General features: G+C 64.9%; 19 protein-coding genes. 15 read left to right on the forward strand and 4 right to left on the reverse strand.

Going from position 1 to position 16837, the window contains the following annotated elements:
- Nucleotides 1–13: 13 nt before the first annotated feature.
- Nucleotides 14–1273: an adenylate/guanylate cyclase domain-containing protein gene (locus tag XH89_RS17245; protein WP_194468148.1), complete on the forward strand. Its 1260-nt coding sequence runs from the start codon at nt 14–16 to the stop codon at nt 1271–1273.
- Here XH89_RS17245 and XH89_RS17250 read toward each other — a convergent pair.
- Nucleotides 1270–2514, reverse strand: a complete 1245-nt coding sequence (locus tag XH89_RS17250; RefSeq protein WP_194468149.1) for an MFS transporter — start codon at nt 2512–2514, stop codon at nt 1270–1272. The genes XH89_RS17245 and XH89_RS17250 overlap by 4 nt on opposite strands.
- A 170-nt stretch (nt 2515–2684) precedes the next feature.
- On the opposite strand from XH89_RS17250, the gene XH89_RS17255 reads away from it, so the two are divergent.
- Nucleotides 2685–4052, forward strand: a complete 1368-nt coding sequence (locus XH89_RS17255) for an Nramp family divalent metal transporter (RefSeq protein ID WP_194468150.1) — start codon at nt 2685–2687, stop codon at nt 4050–4052.
- A 147-nt stretch (nt 4053–4199) separates the two neighbouring features.
- Here XH89_RS17255 and XH89_RS17260 read toward each other — a convergent pair whose 3' ends face one another.
- Nucleotides 4200–4976: an arginyltransferase gene (locus XH89_RS17260; protein WP_194468151.1), complete on the reverse strand. Its 777-nt coding sequence runs from the start codon at nt 4974–4976 to the stop codon at nt 4200–4202.
- Nucleotides 4977–5106: 130 nt separating this feature from the next.
- Nucleotides 5107–5655: an RDD family protein gene (locus tag XH89_RS17265; RefSeq protein WP_194468152.1), complete on the reverse strand. Its 549-nt coding sequence runs from the start codon at nt 5653–5655 to the stop codon at nt 5107–5109.
- Between the two features lie 168 nt (nt 5656–5823).
- Between XH89_RS17265 and XH89_RS17270 the strand changes: the two genes are divergently transcribed.
- A complete protein-coding gene (locus XH89_RS17270; RefSeq protein ID WP_210345260.1) occupies nt 5824–6486 on the forward strand; it encodes a DUF6151 family protein in 663 nt (220 codons plus the stop codon).
- 94 nt (nt 6487–6580) lie between these two features.
- On the opposite strand, the gene hemB is transcribed toward XH89_RS17270, so the two are convergent.
- Nucleotides 6581–7642: a porphobilinogen synthase gene (hemB, locus tag XH89_RS17275; protein ID WP_194468153.1), complete on the reverse strand. Its 1062-nt coding sequence runs from the start codon at nt 7640–7642 to the stop codon at nt 6581–6583.
- Nucleotides 7643–7765: 123 nt separating this feature from the next.
- On the opposite strand from hemB, the gene XH89_RS17280 reads away from it, so the two are divergent.
- The 12 genes from XH89_RS17280 (at nt 7766) to XH89_RS17335 (ending at nt 16779) form a co-directional block, all read left to right on the forward strand.
- Nucleotides 7766–8269 carry a DUF6163 family protein gene (locus tag XH89_RS17280; protein WP_194468154.1) on the forward strand — a complete coding sequence of 168 codons (504 nt, stop codon included), beginning with the start codon at nt 7766–7768 and terminating at the stop codon, nt 8267–8269.
- A gap of 498 nt (nt 8270–8767) precedes the next feature.
- Nucleotides 8768–9286 carry a transcriptional regulator LdtR gene (gene ldtR / locus XH89_RS17285; protein WP_027529973.1) on the forward strand — a complete coding sequence of 173 codons (519 nt, stop codon included), beginning with the start codon at nt 8768–8770 and terminating at the stop codon, nt 9284–9286.
- 202 nt (nt 9287–9488) lie between these two features.
- Complete coding sequence (locus XH89_RS17290) at nt 9489–9725, forward strand: hypothetical protein (protein WP_194468155.1); 237 nt, start codon at nt 9489–9491, stop codon at nt 9723–9725.
- Between the two features lie 37 nt (nt 9726–9762).
- A complete protein-coding gene (locus XH89_RS17295; protein ID WP_188099667.1) occupies nt 9763–9984 on the forward strand; it encodes a hypothetical protein in 222 nt (73 codons plus the stop codon).
- A gap of 295 nt (nt 9985–10279) precedes the next feature.
- Nucleotides 10280–11578, forward strand: a complete 1299-nt coding sequence (gene glyA / locus XH89_RS17300) for a serine hydroxymethyltransferase (RefSeq protein WP_194468156.1) — start codon at nt 10280–10282, stop codon at nt 11576–11578.
- Nucleotides 11579–11593: 15 nt separating this feature from the next.
- A complete protein-coding gene (gene nrdR, locus XH89_RS17305; RefSeq protein WP_188099670.1) occupies nt 11594–12076 on the forward strand; it encodes a transcriptional regulator NrdR in 483 nt (160 codons plus the stop codon).
- Nucleotides 12073–13221 (forward strand): bifunctional diaminohydroxyphosphoribosylaminopyrimidine deaminase/5-amino-6-(5-phosphoribosylamino)uracil reductase RibD, encoded by a 1149-nt coding sequence (gene ribD / locus XH89_RS17310; RefSeq protein ID WP_194468157.1) that lies wholly within the window; start codon nt 12073–12075, stop codon nt 13219–13221. The genes nrdR and ribD overlap by 4 nt, the downstream gene beginning before the upstream one ends.
- Before the next feature lies 1 nt (nt 13222).
- The gene (locus XH89_RS17315; RefSeq protein WP_194468158.1) at nt 13223–13846 is read left to right on the forward strand and encodes a riboflavin synthase; all 624 of its coding nucleotides are present in this window, start codon (nt 13223–13225) and stop codon (nt 13844–13846) included.
- An 87-nt stretch (nt 13847–13933) separates the two neighbouring features.
- Nucleotides 13934–14425, forward strand: coding sequence for a 6,7-dimethyl-8-ribityllumazine synthase (gene ribH, locus XH89_RS17320; RefSeq protein WP_092228692.1), 492 nt, complete (start codon nt 13934–13936; stop codon nt 14423–14425).
- A gap of 3 nt (nt 14426–14428) precedes the next feature.
- On the forward strand, nt 14429–14923 hold the full coding sequence (nusB, locus tag XH89_RS17325; RefSeq protein WP_194468159.1) for a transcription antitermination factor NusB: 495 nt from the start codon (nt 14429–14431) through the stop codon (nt 14921–14923).
- Nucleotides 14924–15098: 175 nt separating this feature from the next.
- The gene (gene thiL / locus XH89_RS17330) at nt 15099–16097 is read left to right on the forward strand and encodes a thiamine-phosphate kinase (RefSeq protein WP_194468160.1); all 999 of its coding nucleotides are present in this window, start codon (nt 15099–15101) and stop codon (nt 16095–16097) included.
- A 73-nt stretch (nt 16098–16170) separates the two neighbouring features.
- Nucleotides 16171–16779, forward strand: coding sequence for a hypothetical protein (locus tag XH89_RS17335; RefSeq protein WP_194468161.1), 609 nt, complete (start codon nt 16171–16173; stop codon nt 16777–16779).
- Nucleotides 16780–16837 lie beyond the last annotated feature (58 nt).

The raw sequence follows: 16837 nt of genomic DNA on the forward strand, positions 1-16837 counted from the left end.
GCCATAATGGCGTATGCAACTCACCTCCCGCCTTGCGTTGATGAACTGGCTGGCCGGCCAGGGGCTCACCGGCCTTCCTGAACCCGAGCTCCTGCGCGGTTTCTGCGAGCGCTGCCGCGCCGAGGGGCTGGAACTCTCGCGCGGGCTCGTCGTCATCGATACGCTGCATCCGATCTACGAGGGTCGCGCTTTCCGCTGGAGCGACACGCCGTCCAACGAGAGCGACGTCCACGAATACGGCTCGACGGCGGAGGGTGATGCGGCCAAGAACTGGCGCCGCTCGGTGTTCTATCATCTGCTCGAGCATGGTCACGACGAGATGGTAATCGATCTTGCCGACGCGCCCTCGCTTGATTTTTCGCAGATCGGCGAGCTCGCCGAAAACGGTCACCGCCATTTCCTGGCCTTCGTGCACCGCTTCGGCGAGAGTGGTGCGCTCGGGCAGATGGATTGCCTCTACTCTTACTGGACGACGCGGCGCGACGATGGCTTTACCGAAGCCGAGCTCGCCGCGCTACGCGATCTCGTGCCGGTGCTGGGGCTTGCGATCAAATCGGCGCAGCAGGTCGACATCGTGCGGACTCTGGGGCGGGTCTATCTCGGGCGCGATGCCTCCGAGCAGGTGCTGCGCGGGCGCATCTCGCGCGGTGTCACCGAGCGCATCAAGGCCGTGCTCTGGTATTCGGACCTGCGCGGCTCGACCGGAATTAGCGAGAGCATCGGCCCGGACGAGATCATCCCGTTCCTCAATGATTATGCCCAGGCCGTGATCGATGCGATCCACGAGGCCGGCGGCGACGTGCTGAAGCTGATCGGCGACGGCGTGCTGGCGATGTTCTGGGGAGAGGACATGGCGGACGCGCGGCGGGCCGCGCTGCGGGCCGAGCATCTGTTCCGCCAGAACGTCGCGGCGTTGAACGCACGCCGGGCAGCGGAGGGCCGTCCCATCACGTCGGCCTATATCGGCCTGCATGTAGGTGAGGTCTTTTACGGCAATATCGGCAGCGAGGATCGGCTCGATTTCACCGTGGTGGGGCCGACCGTGAACGAGGTCAGCCGGATCGCTTCGATGAGTCGTTCGGTCGATCGCGAACTGCTGGCGTCAGCTGAGTTCTACAAGGGCCTCGATGCCGCCGGCCGCCGCTACCTCGTCTCCACCGGCCGTTACGCGCTGCGCGGCATCGGCCGCGCGCAGGATCTCTATACACTCGACCCTGAAGTCGACGCGAGCGAGCCGGTAACGGGGAGCTACGAGCGCTATCTGGCCAACTAGCACTGCGCCGCGGCTTCGTCCCCGACCATGTCAGGTTGTTGGTCGAGGGCCACCGCGGGCGACATCCAGATCACCAGCGCCTGCACGCCGAACACGGCGGCCGCGAGATAGAGGCATGCTTCGGCACCGTAGAATCCGCCGACAATGGCGCCGAGCGCCGAGCCGACCGGGCGGGCGCCGTAGCTCATGATGTTGATGGCGGAGACGCGACCGAGCAGGCGCGGCGGCGTCACCGACTGGCGCAGCGTCGTGGTCGAGATCACCCAGAGGATCGGCCCGACGCCGAGCAGGAAGAAGCTCAAGCCCGCAAGCCAGGGCGAGGGCACCAGAACCGTCAGCGCCATCACTGCAGCGGCGACGAAGCCGGTAACCGGACCGAGGCCGACCACGGTGCCGAAGGCGATGCGCTTCATCACGCGCGTGGCGAACAGCGCGCCGATCACCATGCCGACGCCGTACATCGTCAGCACGGTGCCGACACCGGCGGCGGTCAGGCCGAGATGACGCACCGCGTAGGGCACGAACACCGCGATCTGCAGGAACCAACCGGTGTTGAAGATGAACTGGGTGATAAACACCGGCCGCAGCAGCGGATGATGGAAGACGAAACCGGCGCCCTCGCGAATGTCTTGGAACGGATGGCGTCGCGGGGTAGGCGCACGCACGGGCTCGTAGAGGCCGGAGAGCAGCACCACGGCGATCGCCGAGAGCGCCGCGGCAAAGCCGAAGGCCGGGCTCGCGCCCCACCATCCCACCAGTGCGCCGCCGAGCGCAGGACCGCTTGCAAAGGCGATGGTGCGCGCAAGCTCGATGCGGGCATTCGCAGCCGGCAGCAGCTCCGCGCTCACCAGCGAGGGCACCAGCGCCGGTGCGGCGACGCTGTAGACCACGGTGCCGCAGACGGCGGCAAAGCCGAGCAGCGCCAGCAGCGGCAGATTGAGTGCGCCGAACGCGAGCAGCAGTACGATTGCTGCCAGCGCCCCAGCGCGTAGCGCCTCGGCACCTGCCATCAGCAAGCGGCGGGAGATGCGGTCAGCGAGCAGGCCGGCGGGAATCGCGAACAGCACGAAGGGCAGGGTGAGGGCGGTCTGGAGCAGGCCGGTCTGGCCCTCGGCGACGCCCAGCGTCAACACGGCGACGATGGGGGCCGCGGCCAGCGCGATCTGCTCGGCCGACTGGGCTGCAAGATTGGACCAGGCGAGCCGGTTGAAAGTGTCGGGGAGGCGAGGGGCATTTGACATGGCGCATTTCCTGCAAAGTCGGATTGGCGCCAGTATCTACTTCCGGGAGCGATCAAACCCACCCGCTTCCCGACAGGGTTGGGCACAGGGGGGCTGGCCGCGGGAACCGATGCGGCCAGATGCAGTTGCAAATGAGTTGCAATAAGGATCGACTCCGGTATTGTCGCCCCATGGATGCCCGATCGCCCGATCTGACCCAGGACCTGACAGAAGCCTCGGCCGCTGGTTGGCGCGATGATGCGCCCGCGACCAAGAGCCTGCCGGAGGTGAACGCCACGGTGACCATCCCGACGGCGGGAGCGTGGTGGCGGCGGCTGCTCGCCTTCGTGGGCCCGGGCTACATGGTCTCGGTCGGTTACATGGATCCCGGCAATTGGGCGACGGACCTCGCCGGCGGGTCGAAGTTCGGCTACACGCTGCTCTCGGTCATCCTGCTCTCGAACCTGATGGCGATCCTGCTGCAGTCGCTGGCGGCGCGGCTCGGCATCGTCACCGACCGCGACCTCGCGCAGGCCTGCCGCGCGACCTATTCGCCGGCGGTGAACTTCCTGCTCTGGCTCGCCTGCGAAGCGGCAATCATCGCCTGCGATCTCGCCGAGGTCATCGGCACTGCGATCGCGCTGAAACTTCTGTTCGGCATTCCGCTGATCGGCGGCGCGCTGATCGCCGCGCTCGATGCCTTCCTGCTGCTGCTCCTGATGAACCGCGGCTTCCGCTTCCTCGAGGCCTTCGTCATGGCGCTGCTCGCCGTGATCGCGGTCTGCTTCGCAATCCAGATCGTTGCTGCTGCGCCGCCGGTCGCGGAGGTGTTGCGCGGCTTTGCGCCGAAGAGCGAGATCTTCACCAATTCCGAGATGCTCTACATCGCGATCGGCATCATCGGTGCGACCGTTATGCCGCATAATCTCTATCTGCATTCCTCGATCGTGCAGACGCGCGCCTATGCGCGCAACCACGAGGGCCGCCGCGAAGCGATCAAATGGGCGACGACGGATTCCACGATCGCGCTGATGCTTGCGCTGTTCGTCAACGCCGCGATCCTCGTCGTCGCGGCAGCGACCTTCCACACCAGAGGTCATTCCGACGTCGCCGAGATCGGCCAGGCCTTCGAGCTGCTGTCGCCGCTGCTCGGCCTCGGCATCGCCTCGACGCTGTTCGCGGTGGCGCTGCTCGCCTCAGGCCTGAACTCGACGGTAACGGCAACGCTGGCCGGTCAGATCGTGATGGAGGGGTTCCTCGACTTGCGCCTGCCGAGCTGGGCGCGCCGCCTCTTGACGCGCGGCATTGCGATCGTTCCGGTGATCGTCGTCACCGCGATCTATGGCGAGCGCGGCACGGCCGATCTCTTGGTGTTCAGCCAGGTCGTGCTGTCGATGCAGTTGCCCTTCGCCGTCATCCCGCTGGTCCGCTTCGTCTCCGACCGCCGCAAGATGGGGCAGTTCGCGATTGCGCCGTACGTTGCTGCGGTCGCGTGGATCGTCGCGGGCGTGATCGTGATTTTGAATTTGAAGCTGCTGGCCGATACGCTGTTCGGGTGATGTTGCCACCACGTAGCTATCATCGCCCGGTTCAACCGGGCGATCCATTATTCCAGAAACGGTTCTGATTAAGCCGAGAGGCCGCGGCGTACTGGATGCCCCGCCCCCCGTGCGCAATTGCGCAGCTAGGCGGGGCATGACAGAAGGCTAATCCTGCGGCTCAGACGTTGCATCGCCTTGCGCGTCGATCCGCAGCCAGCCCGAGGGCGCGAGGCGCTGCTGCGGCAGGAAGCGGGCCTTGTAGTCCATCTTCTTCGAGCCCTCGATCCAGTAGCCGAGATAGACGTAAGGCAGGCCCTGGCGCCGTGCACGGGCGATGTGATCCAGGATCATGAAGGTGCCCATCGAGCGGCTGACCTGGTTGGGATCGAAGAACGAATAGACCATCGACAGGCCGTCGCTGAGCACGTCGGTCAGCGCGACCGCGATCAGCTCCTCGCCGCGGCCGGTGAGGCCGCTATCGGGACCACGCTTGCGATACTCGATGATGCGGGTCTCGACATGGCTGTCCTCGACCATCATGGCGTAGTCGAGCACCGTCATGTCCGCCATCCCGCCATGGCGGTGGCGGGCGTCCAGATAGGCACGAAACACCGAATATTGCTCGGAGGTCGGCACGGCGCTGCGTTGCTCGCCGACGATGTCGGCGTTGCGCGCCATCACCTTGCGGAAGTTGCGGGACGGGCGGAACTCGTTGGCGACGACCCGGACCGAGACACAGGCGCGACACTGATCGCAAGCCGGACGGTAGGCGATCGACTGGCTGCGGCGGAACCCGCCATGGGTCAGGAGATCGTTGAGATCGCCGGCGCGGTCACCCACGAGGTGCGTGAACACCTTGCGCTCATGCCGGCCCGGCAGATACGGGCAAGGGGACGGCGCCGTGAGGTAAAATTGGGGGGTGTCGCGCGAGTGCTGGGTCAAGGGACGTCGTGGGCCTCCGAAGTGGGTATCAGCATCGCGCTACGAAGGCCCCGGGTCAATCGGTCTGCTCGGCAGGTTTGGTCGGTCAGCTTAGCCGCTCCGGGTTAGTAGGTTCTTGATCGCCAGATTCTCAATAGGTCCTTGCCGTCTGAGGCACGGGTGCGCGAACGGAATTGTTGATCACGACCGTTCCCAGCACGAAATCGTGCAGCAGCCGACGGCGGCCATTGAACAGGCCGACCAGCACTACGAATGGCGACAGGAACGAGACCGTCACCCAGAACAGCACGGCATGGGTGGCGCCGAGGACAAAGTAGCCGGGCGCGCCGTACCAGGTGCGCAACTCCAGGTCCATGATCCGCATCCCGACCGTCGCCGAGGAGGGGCCGCCGATGCAGGCGCCGTAATAGACGATGGCCCAGATCACGGAGGCAGGCCAGGCCAGCCAGAACAGCGCCCAGCCGATGCCGAGCGTCACCGCGCCGAACAGGGCGATGAAGATGTAGCCGAGGATGACCGGAACGGAGATCACGACCATGTCGATCAGGAACGCGAATGCGCGCCGGGTCGAGACGCCGCGGAACAATTCCGGATGCAAATAGGGATCATAGGCATGCGGCTGCACGCCGCCGCCATTGCGCCAGACGCCGCTGTCATTTGGCGAACCCGAGTAGGACATGAGCTTCCCTTCCGCTTTCGGATCTCTCACCCGGCAGCACATGGGAACCACCCGGCCACACGCCAAGGCTGTCGGGCGGTCGATCCTGCAAAATATTCCGGCGATTCGACGGCCGGCGATGCTTGCGCGGTCCATCATTTGCACCATGCTGCAGGGGGGGAGGGCACAATGCCGGCCCCGGACAGGACGATTTTCATGGGTGGTCAGGTCGAGCTGCATTGCCGCTGCGGCGCCGTCCGCGCCGTGGTCACGCGGGTGTCGCCACGGACGGTCAATCGCGTGGTCTGCTACTGCGACGACTGCCAGGCTTTCGCGCATCAGCTCGGCCGCGCCGATCTGCTGAATGCGGGCGGCGGCAGCGACATTGTCCAGGTCGCGCCGTCGACGCTCTGCTTTGTAGAGGGACAGAACCGGATCGCGGGGGTGCGACTGAGCCCGAAAGGCCTCTACCGGTGGTATGCAAGCTGCTGCAACACGCCGGTCGGCAACACGGTCTCGCCGACCGTTCCCTTTGTCGGCATCATCGCGCAGGCGTTCGACGGCGGCACGCCGGCCGTTGACGATGTCGCCGGCGCGCCAATCGGCGCCATTCTCGGCAAGTATGCGGTGGGCGAGCCGCCGGCGGGCTCGACGGGACTTAACCTTTCTCTTCTCCTGCGCGTTATCGGCAAGGTGCTGGCGTGGAAGGTGCGCGGGAAGACGTGGCCGCATCCATTCTTCAAGCGGGAGACGCACGAGCCGATCTTTGCAGTCACGGTGTTATCGCGCGAGCAACGCGACGCGCTCCGTCCGTTGTGTGGGCCTCGGCCTGCGGCGCAAGCGGCGGATTGAGTGACGTAAGGGGGCCGCGCCGTGCCCAAAATCGTTCAGCGCTCGTTGGCTGGGATTGGTGGGCACGCTTGCGCTTTGCCCACCCGAGGGCAACTCATCCCTGGCTGCGCAGCTTCTCGGCTGCCTTCGGCGCAAAATAGCTGAGCACGCCGTCGGCGCCGGCGCGCTTGAAGGCGAGCAGGCTCTCCATCATGGCGCGTTCTCCGTCGAGCCAACCATTGTTCGCGGCGGCCGCAATCATCGCGTATTCGCCCGAGACCTGGTAGGCGAAAGTCGGCATCGCGAACGTGTCCTTCACGCGGCGGACCACGTCGAGATAGGGCATGCCGGGCTTCACCATCACCATGTCGGCGCCCTCCGCGATGTCGAGCTCGACCTCGCGCAGCGCTTCGTCGGTGTTGGCGCTGTCCATCTGGTAGGTGCGCTTGTCGCCGGTCAGCGTCTTGGCCGAGCCGATGGCGTCGCGGAACGGGCCGTAGAAGGCGGAGGCGTATTTGGCCGCGTAGGCCATGATCTGCACGTCGAGCAGACCGGAATGATCCAATCCTTCGCGGATCGCGGCGACGCGGCCGTCCATCATGTCCGAGGGTGCGATGATGTCGCAGCCGGCTTCGGCCTGCACCAGCGCCTGGCGCACCAGCACCGCGACCGTTTCGTCGTTCAGAATCTTGCCGTCGGAGATTAGCCCGTCATGGCCGTGGCTGGTGAAGGGATCGAGCGCGACGTCGCAGAGAACGCCGATTTCGGGAAACTCCTTCTTGATTGCGCGCACCGCCCGGCAGACCAGATTGTTCGGGTTGGTCGCTTCCGAGCCTTCCTCGTCGCGCAAGGACGGGTCGGTGTAGGGAAACAGCGCGAGGCAGGGGATGGTCAGCTTCATCGCACGCTCGGCCTCGCGCACGGCCTGGTCGACGCTGAGGCGATCGACGCCGGGCATCGAGGCGACGGGCTCGCGCTTGTTGTTGCCGTCGATCAGGAACAGCGGCCAGATCAGATCATCCGTCGTAAGCACGTTCTCTCGCACCATGCGCCGGGCCCATTCGGCCTTGCGGTTGCGGCGCGGGCGGACGGTCAGATCGAGGGCGTGGGGCACCGGTGCACCCGTCCCGCGCGCGACCTCGCGCAATTCGATCGGACGTCCGTATTTGATCGCCATTACTCTTCTCCCGGCTGGAATTATTCTTATACCAGTTCGCATGGTTCCCGTCACCGCGGCTTGACCTCCCGCAAGATGATGGCAGCCGATTGATTTTGCGGGGCGAACCAGCCAGAAGGGGGCATGTCCGAGATTTCCACCCGCGATGCGTCCCGCGACAGCGCCAATGCCAGGGACGCCGTCAGAGACAATGCGCGAGACAGCGCGATGTCGGTGGCGGCGATCTCGTCGGAGAGGCCTGAGTCCGACGACAATGTCTGGACACGCCGGCTGGTGTTGTTCCTGCGGGTGATGGCGCTGCTGTCGATCCTCAAGGGTCTTTATCACTGGGCGCAGGTGACGGGCTTCGTCGGCGGCGAGGACGAGGCGTTCGAGAACCAGTCGATGGCCTGGCAGGCCTCGACCATCTACTTCGCCGTCATCGAGCTCGTCGCCGCCGTCGGCCTGTGGCTGGCCACGCCCTGGGGCGCGGTGGTGTGGCTGACGACCGTGGTCTCGATGGCGGTGATCGAGTTGATGTTCCCGGGCATCTATGGTGGCAGCCTGATCGTGGTCGGTGTCGAAGCCTTTATGCTCGCCGCCTATCTCGCGCTCGCCTGGATGGCCGCGCGCGAACGGCCGCCGTAGCGCAGGCTATTTCTCGTGCCCCGGACGCACTTGCGGCGTGATGCGTTGCAGAGCCGTGGCCCATCTTTGCACGATCTCGTCTGTGGCTTTCTGGGTCCCGGATCGGCGCTCCGCTTCGCTGCGCTTGTCCGGGACACGAGAGTGCGTTCGTGGTGACTTGGTTGACCACTGGTTGCCTCAAATTCGAGGTAAGTTTTCGTTGACTTAGCGGTTTCAGCCACAGCTCTTACGCGTGCGTTTCGAAACGGGGCGGGGCTGTTCTGGAATGTGACAGGAGGGCCGGACGGAGGGTGAACAGGACCTTGCGACGGTCAACAGACGGTTGCGAAAAGTGCTTGTGGCACAAGCTTAATCCGCAATTCACTGTCTTAAATTCATGATCTCTTTATTCTCTTATTTAAGCCGATCTTCAAACGCCTCCCCTTAAGTTGCACCTATCAGACGGGACACAAGTTTCGTCGAATAAGTGTCGATAAAAACGACAACAGGGGAAGTGTCATGATGAAAGCCGTCGCAACTGCGGCAGATACCGCAGAGCGCGTTTCCGGCCCGCAGGGTTCGGTGCAGTCGCTCTATCTGGAAGCTTTGACTCTGGTGGAGCGGCTGCATCGCCGGCTCCTCGACGTGATCAAGGACGAGTTCGATCGTCGTGGCCGCGCCGACATCAATTCCGTGCAGGCACTCCTGCTCTACAACATCGGCGACAAGGAGCTGACCGCGGGCGAGCTGCGCACGCGCGGTTACTATCTCGGCTCCAACGTCTCCTACAATCTGAAGAAGCTCGTCGAGCTCGGCTTCCTCGACCATCAGCGCTCGCGCGTTGATCGCCGCTCGGTGCGCATCCGCCTGACGCCGCAGGGCCAGGAAGTCCGCCGTATCGTCGACTCGCTCTACCAGAAGCACGTCAAGACCGTGGAGCAGGTCGGTGGCATCTCCGGCGAGGAGTTCTCGACCCTCAACAAGTCGCTGCACCGTCTCGAACGGTTCTGGACCGACCAGATCCTGTATCGGCTCTGAGTTCCAAACGGGATCAAGGACAAGCCGGCCCGCAACAAGACCGGTGTGCCTTTCCTGACGTGCCTGACTTCCCCCAGCGCGCCGGCCTGGCTTGTCCCGGACCGGCGCGTTTTGCCGTCTTTTCGCGGTTGCGAAAAAATCTGCCTGACAGGTGGAACCGGGTCCTCGCGCCGCAGTTGTCTCTCTGGATCGGAGGGACACGATGCTGGTCGAGCGCGGGTTGCAGACTATGAACGTCGAACTCGTGAGCGATGCCTATGCCATCGCCGCGAATTACCTGCGCCGCTCTGGCGCGATCCCCGACACGCTCGTCACCAATGAACGCCTGCTCGAGATCCTCGTAAAGCTGTTCCAGCACGGCGAATTCAACAAGATCAGGCTCGCCAACAAGGCGATCGTGCGCTTCGAGGCGCAGGGCGAGGCCAGAGCGGTTGCCTGATCAAGACTCCCAAAATTCAAAACAGCCAGAGGGTGCCATGGAAGCTGCCATCGACCGCATCATGAAGACCTATGACCTGCTCGCCAACCGCACCGCGGCAGCGAGCGAAGAAGCGCGGGAAAAGGTGACCAATTACCTCAACACCCTGATGGAAGCCGGCGAAAAGGACACTCACAGGTTGACGGTCTGCGGTCTGACCTATTTGCGCCAGCTCGACGGCAGCGTGGACCCCGTGAAGGCCGGGTATACCGGCCTGTAGACCAAGCGGCCCGGGAGGGCTGACGGATCCGGCGAGCTCGATGGTGCCGGGCCCATTTGACCATCGGCCGGTTCGTTAAGGATGGGGCGGTCGAGTCCGCGCGTCTGCGCCGAAGAGTCCCGTAGGCTTGCGGGGGTAAATCCTCCGATTCCCACCATATCTGGCATAATTCCTGTACCCGACCCGCAAATGCTTGGCCGGGACGGGGCGATGTGGTAAGTCGCGCCTGCTTCCGACCGCCACACCAGACCGACCGTAGCCCGCCGCAGGGCTGCGGCGGTGGAGATATTCGCCGATGACGTCAGCCAAGACCGCCAATGCGCCCGATTCGTTTTTCACCGCCTCGCTCGAGCAGGCCGACCCGGAAATCGCCGCCGCCATCAAGGGCGAGCTCAGCCGGCAGCGCCATGAAGTCGAGCTGATCGCCTCCGAGAACATCGTCAGCCGGGCCGTGCTGGAAGCGCAGGGTTCGGTGATGACCAACAAGTACGCAGAGGGTTATCCGGGCGCGCGCTACTACGGCGGTTGTGAGTGGGTCGACGTCGCCGAGAACCTCGCGATCGATCGCGCCAAGAAACTGTTCGGCGCTGGCTTCGCCAATGTGCAGCCGAACTCGGGCAGCCAGATGAACCAGGCGGTGTTCCTGGCGCTGCTCCAGCCCGGCGACACCTTCATGGGTCTCGACCTCGCGGCTGGCGGCCATCTCACCCACGGCTCGCCCGTCAACATGAGCGGCAAGTGGTTCAAGGCCTCGCACTACACCGTGCGCCGCGAGGACCAGATCATCGACATGGACGCGGTCCAGAAGCAGGCCGAAGAGGTCAAGCCGAAGCTGATCGTGGCCGGCGGCTCGGCCTATTCGCGTGCATGGGATTTCAAGCGCTTCCGCGAGATCGCGGACTCTGTCGGCGCTTATCTGCTGGTCGACATGGCGCATTTCGCGGGCCTCGTGGCCGGCGGCGTGCATGCCTCGCCCGTGCCTCATGCCCACGTCACCACCACGACGACGCACAAATCGCTGCGCGGTCCGCGCGGCGGCCTGATCCTCAGCAATGACGAGGTGCTCGCCAAGAAGCTCAACTCGGCGATCTTCCCGGGCCTGCAGGGCGGCCCGCTGATGCACGTGATCGCAGCGAAGGCGGTTGCCTTCGGCGAGGCGCTGCGTCCTGATTTCAAGGTCTATGCGAAGAACGTCGTCGAGAACGCCAAGGCGCTGGCCGAGGCGATGAAGAGCCACGGCTTCGACATTGTCTCCGGCGGCACCGATAACCATCTGATGCTGGTTGACCTTCGGCCGAAGGGCCTGAAGGGCAACGTCTCGGAGAAGGCGCTGGTCCGCGCCGCCATCACCTGCAACAAGAACGGCATTCCGTTCGACCCCGAAAAGCCGTTCGTCACCTCGGGCCTGCGTCTCGGTACGCCCGCGGCGACGACCCGTGGCTTCGGTGTCGCCGAATTCCAGCAGGTCGGCGGCATGATCGCCGAGGTCCTCAACGCGATCGCACAGTCCGACGACGGCAAGGCACCGCTGGTCGAGGCCGCGATCAAGGAGCGGGTCAAGGCGCTCACCGACCGGTTCCCGATCTATCAGTAAGGCTGGGTCCCAAGGATGCGCTGCCCGAACTGCAACAGTCTCGATACGCAGGTAAAGGACTCGCGTCCGACCGAGGATTCTTCCGTGATCCGCAGGCGGCGCGTGTGCGTCGCCTGCAATTTCCGCTTCACCACCTTCGAGCGCGTGCAGCTGCGCGAGCTCACGGTGATCAAGCGCAACGGCCGCCGCGTGCCGTTCGATCGCGACAAGCTGATGCGCTCGGTGCAGATCTCGCTTCGCAAGCGGCAGGTCGATCCTGAAAGGGTGGAGAAGATGGTCTCCACCATCGTGCGTGAGCTCGAGACCGGCGGCGAGGCCGAGATCTCCTCCGAGGTGATCGGCGAGACCGTGATGGAGCATCTGCGTACGCTCGACGACGTCGCCTATGTGCGCTTCGCCTCCGTCTACCGCAATTTCCGCGAAGCCAAGGATTTCGCCGAGGTACTCGGCGAGCTCTCCGGTGAGGAGGAAGCGCGGCTCGCCGCGATCCGCAAATGATCTTCCGCATCCTGGAGGATCAGTTCGCCGCGAGGATCCGCGAGTCCAAGGACGTCGATCGCCGGTTCATGCAGCTGGCGCTGGCGCTCGGTCGGCGCGGGCGGGGCAGCGTTTGGCCCAATCCCGCCGTGGGCGCTGTCATTGTCAAGGACGGCGTCATCGTCGGCCGCGGCTGGACGCAGCCAGGCGGACGGCCGCATGCCGAGCCTGAAGCATTGCGGCGGGCGGGCGAGGCGGCGCGCGGCGCCACGCTCTACGTCACGCTCGAACCCTGCTCGCATTTCGGCAAGTCGCCGCCTTGCGCCGACGCGGTGATCGCGGCCGGCATCAAGCGCGTGGTGGCGGCGATCGAGGATCCCAATCCTGAAGTGGCGGGGCAGGGCCATGCGCGGCTGCGCGCTGCCGGCATCACCGTGGATGTTGGCCTATGTGCCGCAGAGGCGGCGTTCGACCATGCCGGCCATTTCCGCCGCATCAGGGACAAGCGTCCGCATGTGATCCTGAAGCTCGCGGTCTCGCCCGACGGCAAGATCGGCGCGGCCGGCGGCCGGCCGCTCGCGATCACCGGCGAGGCCGTGCGCGATCGCGTGCATCTGTTGCGCGCGCAAAACGATGCCATCCTGGTCGGCATCGGTACGGTACTGGCTGACAATCCGCAGCTCAATTGCCGCCTGCCGGGCATGGCGGCGCGTTCGCCGGTGCGTGTGGTGCTCGACCAGAATTTGCGAATTCCGGCATCCAGCCAGCTTGTTCGTTCTGCACGCGAGTTGCCGCTCTGGGTGATCGCTTCCGAGCTTGCGGAAGCAGCCGCCGCGACACGTCTCGGCGCCGCTGGCGCGCAAATCATGCGTGTGCCGCCCGGAAGTGCTACCGGGCTCGATCTTCCGGCTGTTCTGCATCGTCTCGCCGAGAAGGGCATCACGCGGCTCATGGTCGAGGGTGGCAGCCACGTTGCGGCTTCGTTCGTGTCAGCCGACCTCGTCGACGAGATCTGGCTGTTCCGCGGCGCGGAAGAGGTGGGCGCTGGTGGGGTCGATGCGCTCGATGCATTGCCCCTGTCGAAAATCACGCAGTCGCAGGCCTACAAGGTTCATGCTAGCGAGACATTCGGCCAGGATACTCTCACCATCTACGAGCGCGCCTAATATGTTCACCGGCATTGTCACCGATATCGGCGAGATCGTCAGCTTCACGCCCGTGGCGCAGGGGCAATTGCACCGCCTGCGCATCGCTTGCAGCTACGACCAGACCACCATCGCCGATGGCGCCTCGATCGCCAGCAACGGCGTCTGCCTCACCGTGGTTGCTTCCGGCGTCGCTGATGGCAAGGATTCTACTCAAAGGACCTGGTACGACGTCGATGCTGCCGCCGAGACGCTGGCGCTGACGACGGCCAAGCACTGGAAGCTCGGTACGAAGCTCAACCTCGAGCGGGCGCTCAAGATCGGCGACGAGCTCGGTGGCCACATCGTCGCCGGCCATGCCGACGGCATCGCCACCATCGTCAGCCGTGAGGACCTGCCCGACATGGCGCGCTTCGAGCTCTCCACGACGCGCGAGCTGGCGCGCTTCATCGCCACCAAGGGCTCGATCACGCTCGATGGCGTCTCGCTCACGGTCAATACGGTGAAGGACACCGCCTTTTCGGTGCTGATCATTCCGCATACGCTGGAAGTCACGACGATCGGCGGCTGGAAGGCGGGCACTGAGGTCAATATCGAGGTCGACCTGATGGCCCGCTACGCGGCGCGGCTAACGGAAATGAAGTGACCGGCGAAGCCGGATTTGCGCTTTAAAACTTGGCTTACACGCCTGCGGTGACTACATAACGGCCGACCCAGTAAACGGATTGAGACGATGGCTGACGCGCGACGCGCACCCCTGAAGGACCAGACCGACATTTCCGGCGCGCGTGCGCTCGTTGTCGAAGCGCGGTTCTATGACGACCTCCAGGACGCGCTTCTGGACGGCGCGGTCACAGAACTGAAAGCGGCCGGCCTGACCCATGACGTGATCACGGTTCCCGGCGCGCTCGAGATCCCGGCTGCGGTCGCGATTGCGGTCGATGCGGCTGCGGCGAACGGCAAGCCCTATGATGCCGTGATCGCGCTCGGCTGTGTGATCCGCGGCGACACCATTCATTTCGAGATCGTCTCGCAGGAATCCTCGCGCGCGCTGATGGACCTTGCGGTGGCGCGCAAGCTTCCGCTCGGCAACGGCATCCTCACCGTCAACAACGAAGACCAGGCGTGGGCGCGGGCGCGCGCCAGCGAGCTCAACAAGGGCGGCGATGCCGCACGCGCAGCGCTTGCGATGCTGCGCATCAAGCGCCGCCTGGCGCGGGCCTGAGCCATGGCTGACATCAGGAAACCAGCGGGCGTTGCCGAGAAGAAAGCGAACCGTCGCGGTGCGGCGCGGCTTGCTGCCGTTCAGGCGCTGTACCAGATGGACATTGCCGGCGCCGGCATCAACGACATCTTTGCGGAGTTCGAAAGCCACTGGCTCGGCAACGAAGTCGAGGGCGAAACCTACCTGCCGGCGGAAGCGGCGTTCTTCCGCGACGTCGTTTCCGGCGTCGTGCGCGACCAGAAGAAGCTCGATCCCCTGATCGACGAGGCGCTGTCGAAGGGCTGGCCCTTGAAGCGAATCGAGGCGATCCTGCGTGCAGTGTTGCGGGCAGGGGCCTATGAGCTTCAGCACCGCAAGGACGTGCCGGGCCGCGTCGTCGTGTCCGAATATGTCGACGTCGCCAATGCCTTCGTCGACCGCGAGGAGACCGGCATGGTCAACGCCGTGCTCGATCAGATCGGCCGCCAGTTTCGCGGTGATGAGTTCGGGCGAGGATAGCGCGGGCTTAGGGCGGTGAACTGATGCGATGCAGCTGCCCCATACCCCGGTGTCATGCCCCGCGAAGGCGGGGCATCCAGTACGCCGCAGCCTATCGATTTCACATGACTGTCTCTGGAATACTGGATCGCCCGGTCAAGCCGGGCGATGACAGTTGTGTGTGGAGCTGACATCGATGACCGCTCCGCACAATCCTTCCGCCGAAGACTCCCTCATCGCGCGCTATTTCAAGCCGCTGGCGATCGATCCCGGCGCGTTCGGTCTGGTCGACGATGCCGCGATCCTATCCGCGTCCGGTGACGACATCGTCGTCACCACCGACGCCGTGGTCGAGGGCGTGCACTATCTTGCCACCGATCCCCCCGACACCATCGCGCGCAAGGCGCTGCGGGTGAATCTATCAGATCTCGCCGCGAAGGGTGCGATGCCGGCCGGCTTCGTGCTGACACTGGCGTTACGCAGCAAGGAGGATGCCTGGCTTGGGCCGTTCGCGAACGCGCTTGGCGAGGATACAAGAGCCTTTGCATGCCCTCTGCTCGGCGGCGACACGGTGTCGACGCCGGGACCGCAGATGATCTCGATTACCGCCTTCGGCCGCGTGCCGAAGGGGCGGATGGTCGGCCGCACCGGCGCCCGGCCGGGCGATATTATCCTGGTGACGGGCACGATCGGCGATGCCGCGCTCGGGCTCGACGTACTTACCGGCGGCACGGTTGCCGCGGCGCTTGCGTCTGATCCCGCCGCAAGAGAATCACTGATCTCACGCTATCGCATTCCGCAACCGCGCAATGTGCTAGCGCAGGCCGTGCGCGACCACGCGACGGCAGCGATGGACGTGTCGGACGGGCTTGCCGGCGATCTGACCAAACTCTGTGCAGCGTCCGGCGCCTCTGCCAACGTCGATGTGGCGCGTGTGCCGCTCTCAGCCGCGGCGGCCGACCTGATCGCGCGCAACGCCATTTGTGTTGAGACGCTACTTGCCGGGGGCGACGACTACGAAGTGCTGTGCACGGTATCGCCGGCACAAAGCGATGCGCTGATGGCCGCCGGGCGGGCCGCCGGCGTGGCCGTCACGGCGATCGGCACGATCGTCACGGGTCATGGGCAGCCGCGCTTCCTGGACGCGCAGGGCCAGGAACTCGCCCTGAAGCGTCTGTCCTACAGTCATTTCTAGAGTCGCAATCCCTGCGCCAGCCAACACATGTATCGCCTCCTTTGATGCAAAGGCAGCCAATGGGTGCGATTCGATGACGGCGGCCGTTTCGGGGGTGAGTGAGGCGCTGGCTGCTGCCGGGCGCGCGTGCGGAAGCTGCACGCTCTGCTGCAAGGTCTACAACGTGGTCGCGTTCGGCAAGCCCGCCGGCACGTGGTGCTCACATTGCGAGCCCACCTTGGGCTGCGCGATCCATGATAGCAGGCCAGGCGAATGTGCGGCGTTCGACTGTCTCTGGAAAACCATGCTAGCACTGCCCGTGCACTGGAAGCCCGATCAGGCGAAGATGGTGCTGACGGTGCATCCTCATACCAACAACATCCAGGTCGTGGTTGATCCCGACCTGCCAGCAGCCTGGACGCGGCAGCCTTATCACAGCCAGTTGCGCCTGTTGGCGAAGAGCAACATGGCGAATGGCCATCTTGTGATCGTGTTCGTTGGCGAACTGGCGACGCTGATCCTCCCCGATCAGGATGTGCCGCTTGGCGCTCTCACGCTCGACCAGATGGTGTCGGTGACACTGGAGGCCGGCGCGAGCGGCAGCGTCTACGAGGTCAAGGTCTTCAACCGACGCAGAACGGCCTCCGGGCAGACCTTGGAATTGGCGTCATCATCGCGTCATCCCGCGATGGCGGCAGCTTAGGGCGCAGCCGAGGCTTGGCCTCGCCTGGCGGAGCGGTCGCCGCCCCGGTGTGATGTCG

The organism is Bradyrhizobium sp. CCBAU 53340, from assembly GCF_015291645.1.
Lineage (GTDB): Bacteria > Pseudomonadota > Alphaproteobacteria > Rhizobiales > Xanthobacteraceae > Bradyrhizobium.

Excerpts from the sequence above, each read along its gene's own strand:
- XH89_RS17245 (WP_194468148.1), top strand. The coding sequence starts at position 14 with ATGCAACTCACCTCCCGCCTTGCGTTGATGAACTGGCTGGCCGGCCAG.
- XH89_RS17250 (WP_194468149.1), bottom strand. The coding sequence starts at position 2,514 with ATGTCAAATGCCCCTCGCCTCCCCGACACTTTCAACCGGCTCGCCTGG.
- XH89_RS17255 (WP_194468150.1), top strand. The coding sequence starts at position 2,685 with ATGGATGCCCGATCGCCCGATCTGACCCAGGACCTGACAGAAGCCTCG.
- XH89_RS17265 (WP_194468152.1), bottom strand. The coding sequence starts at position 5,655 with ATGTCCTACTCGGGTTCGCCAAATGACAGCGGCGTCTGGCGCAATGGC.
- XH89_RS17270 (WP_210345260.1), top strand. The coding sequence starts at position 5,824 with ATGCCGGCCCCGGACAGGACGATTTTCATGGGTGGTCAGGTCGAGCTG.
- hemB (WP_194468153.1), bottom strand. The coding sequence starts at position 7,642 with ATGGCGATCAAATACGGACGTCCGATCGAATTGCGCGAGGTCGCGCGC.
- XH89_RS17280 (WP_194468154.1), top strand. The coding sequence starts at position 7,766 with ATGTCCGAGATTTCCACCCGCGATGCGTCCCGCGACAGCGCCAATGCC.
- ldtR (WP_027529973.1), top strand. The coding sequence starts at position 8,768 with ATGATGAAAGCCGTCGCAACTGCGGCAGATACCGCAGAGCGCGTTTCC.
- XH89_RS17290 (WP_194468155.1), top strand. The coding sequence starts at position 9,489 with ATGCTGGTCGAGCGCGGGTTGCAGACTATGAACGTCGAACTCGTGAGC.
- XH89_RS17295 (WP_188099667.1), top strand. The coding sequence starts at position 9,763 with ATGGAAGCTGCCATCGACCGCATCATGAAGACCTATGACCTGCTCGCC.
- glyA (WP_194468156.1), top strand. The coding sequence starts at position 10,280 with ATGACGTCAGCCAAGACCGCCAATGCGCCCGATTCGTTTTTCACCGCC.
- nrdR (WP_188099670.1), top strand. The coding sequence starts at position 11,594 with ATGCGCTGCCCGAACTGCAACAGTCTCGATACGCAGGTAAAGGACTCG.
- ribD (WP_194468157.1), top strand. The coding sequence starts at position 12,073 with ATGATCTTCCGCATCCTGGAGGATCAGTTCGCCGCGAGGATCCGCGAG.
- XH89_RS17315 (WP_194468158.1), top strand. The coding sequence starts at position 13,223 with ATGTTCACCGGCATTGTCACCGATATCGGCGAGATCGTCAGCTTCACG.
- ribH (WP_092228692.1), top strand. The coding sequence starts at position 13,934 with ATGGCTGACGCGCGACGCGCACCCCTGAAGGACCAGACCGACATTTCC.
- nusB (WP_194468159.1), top strand. The coding sequence starts at position 14,429 with ATGGCTGACATCAGGAAACCAGCGGGCGTTGCCGAGAAGAAAGCGAAC.
- thiL (WP_194468160.1), top strand. The coding sequence starts at position 15,099 with ATGACCGCTCCGCACAATCCTTCCGCCGAAGACTCCCTCATCGCGCGC.
- XH89_RS17335 (WP_194468161.1), top strand. The coding sequence starts at position 16,171 with ATGACGGCGGCCGTTTCGGGGGTGAGTGAGGCGCTGGCTGCTGCCGGG.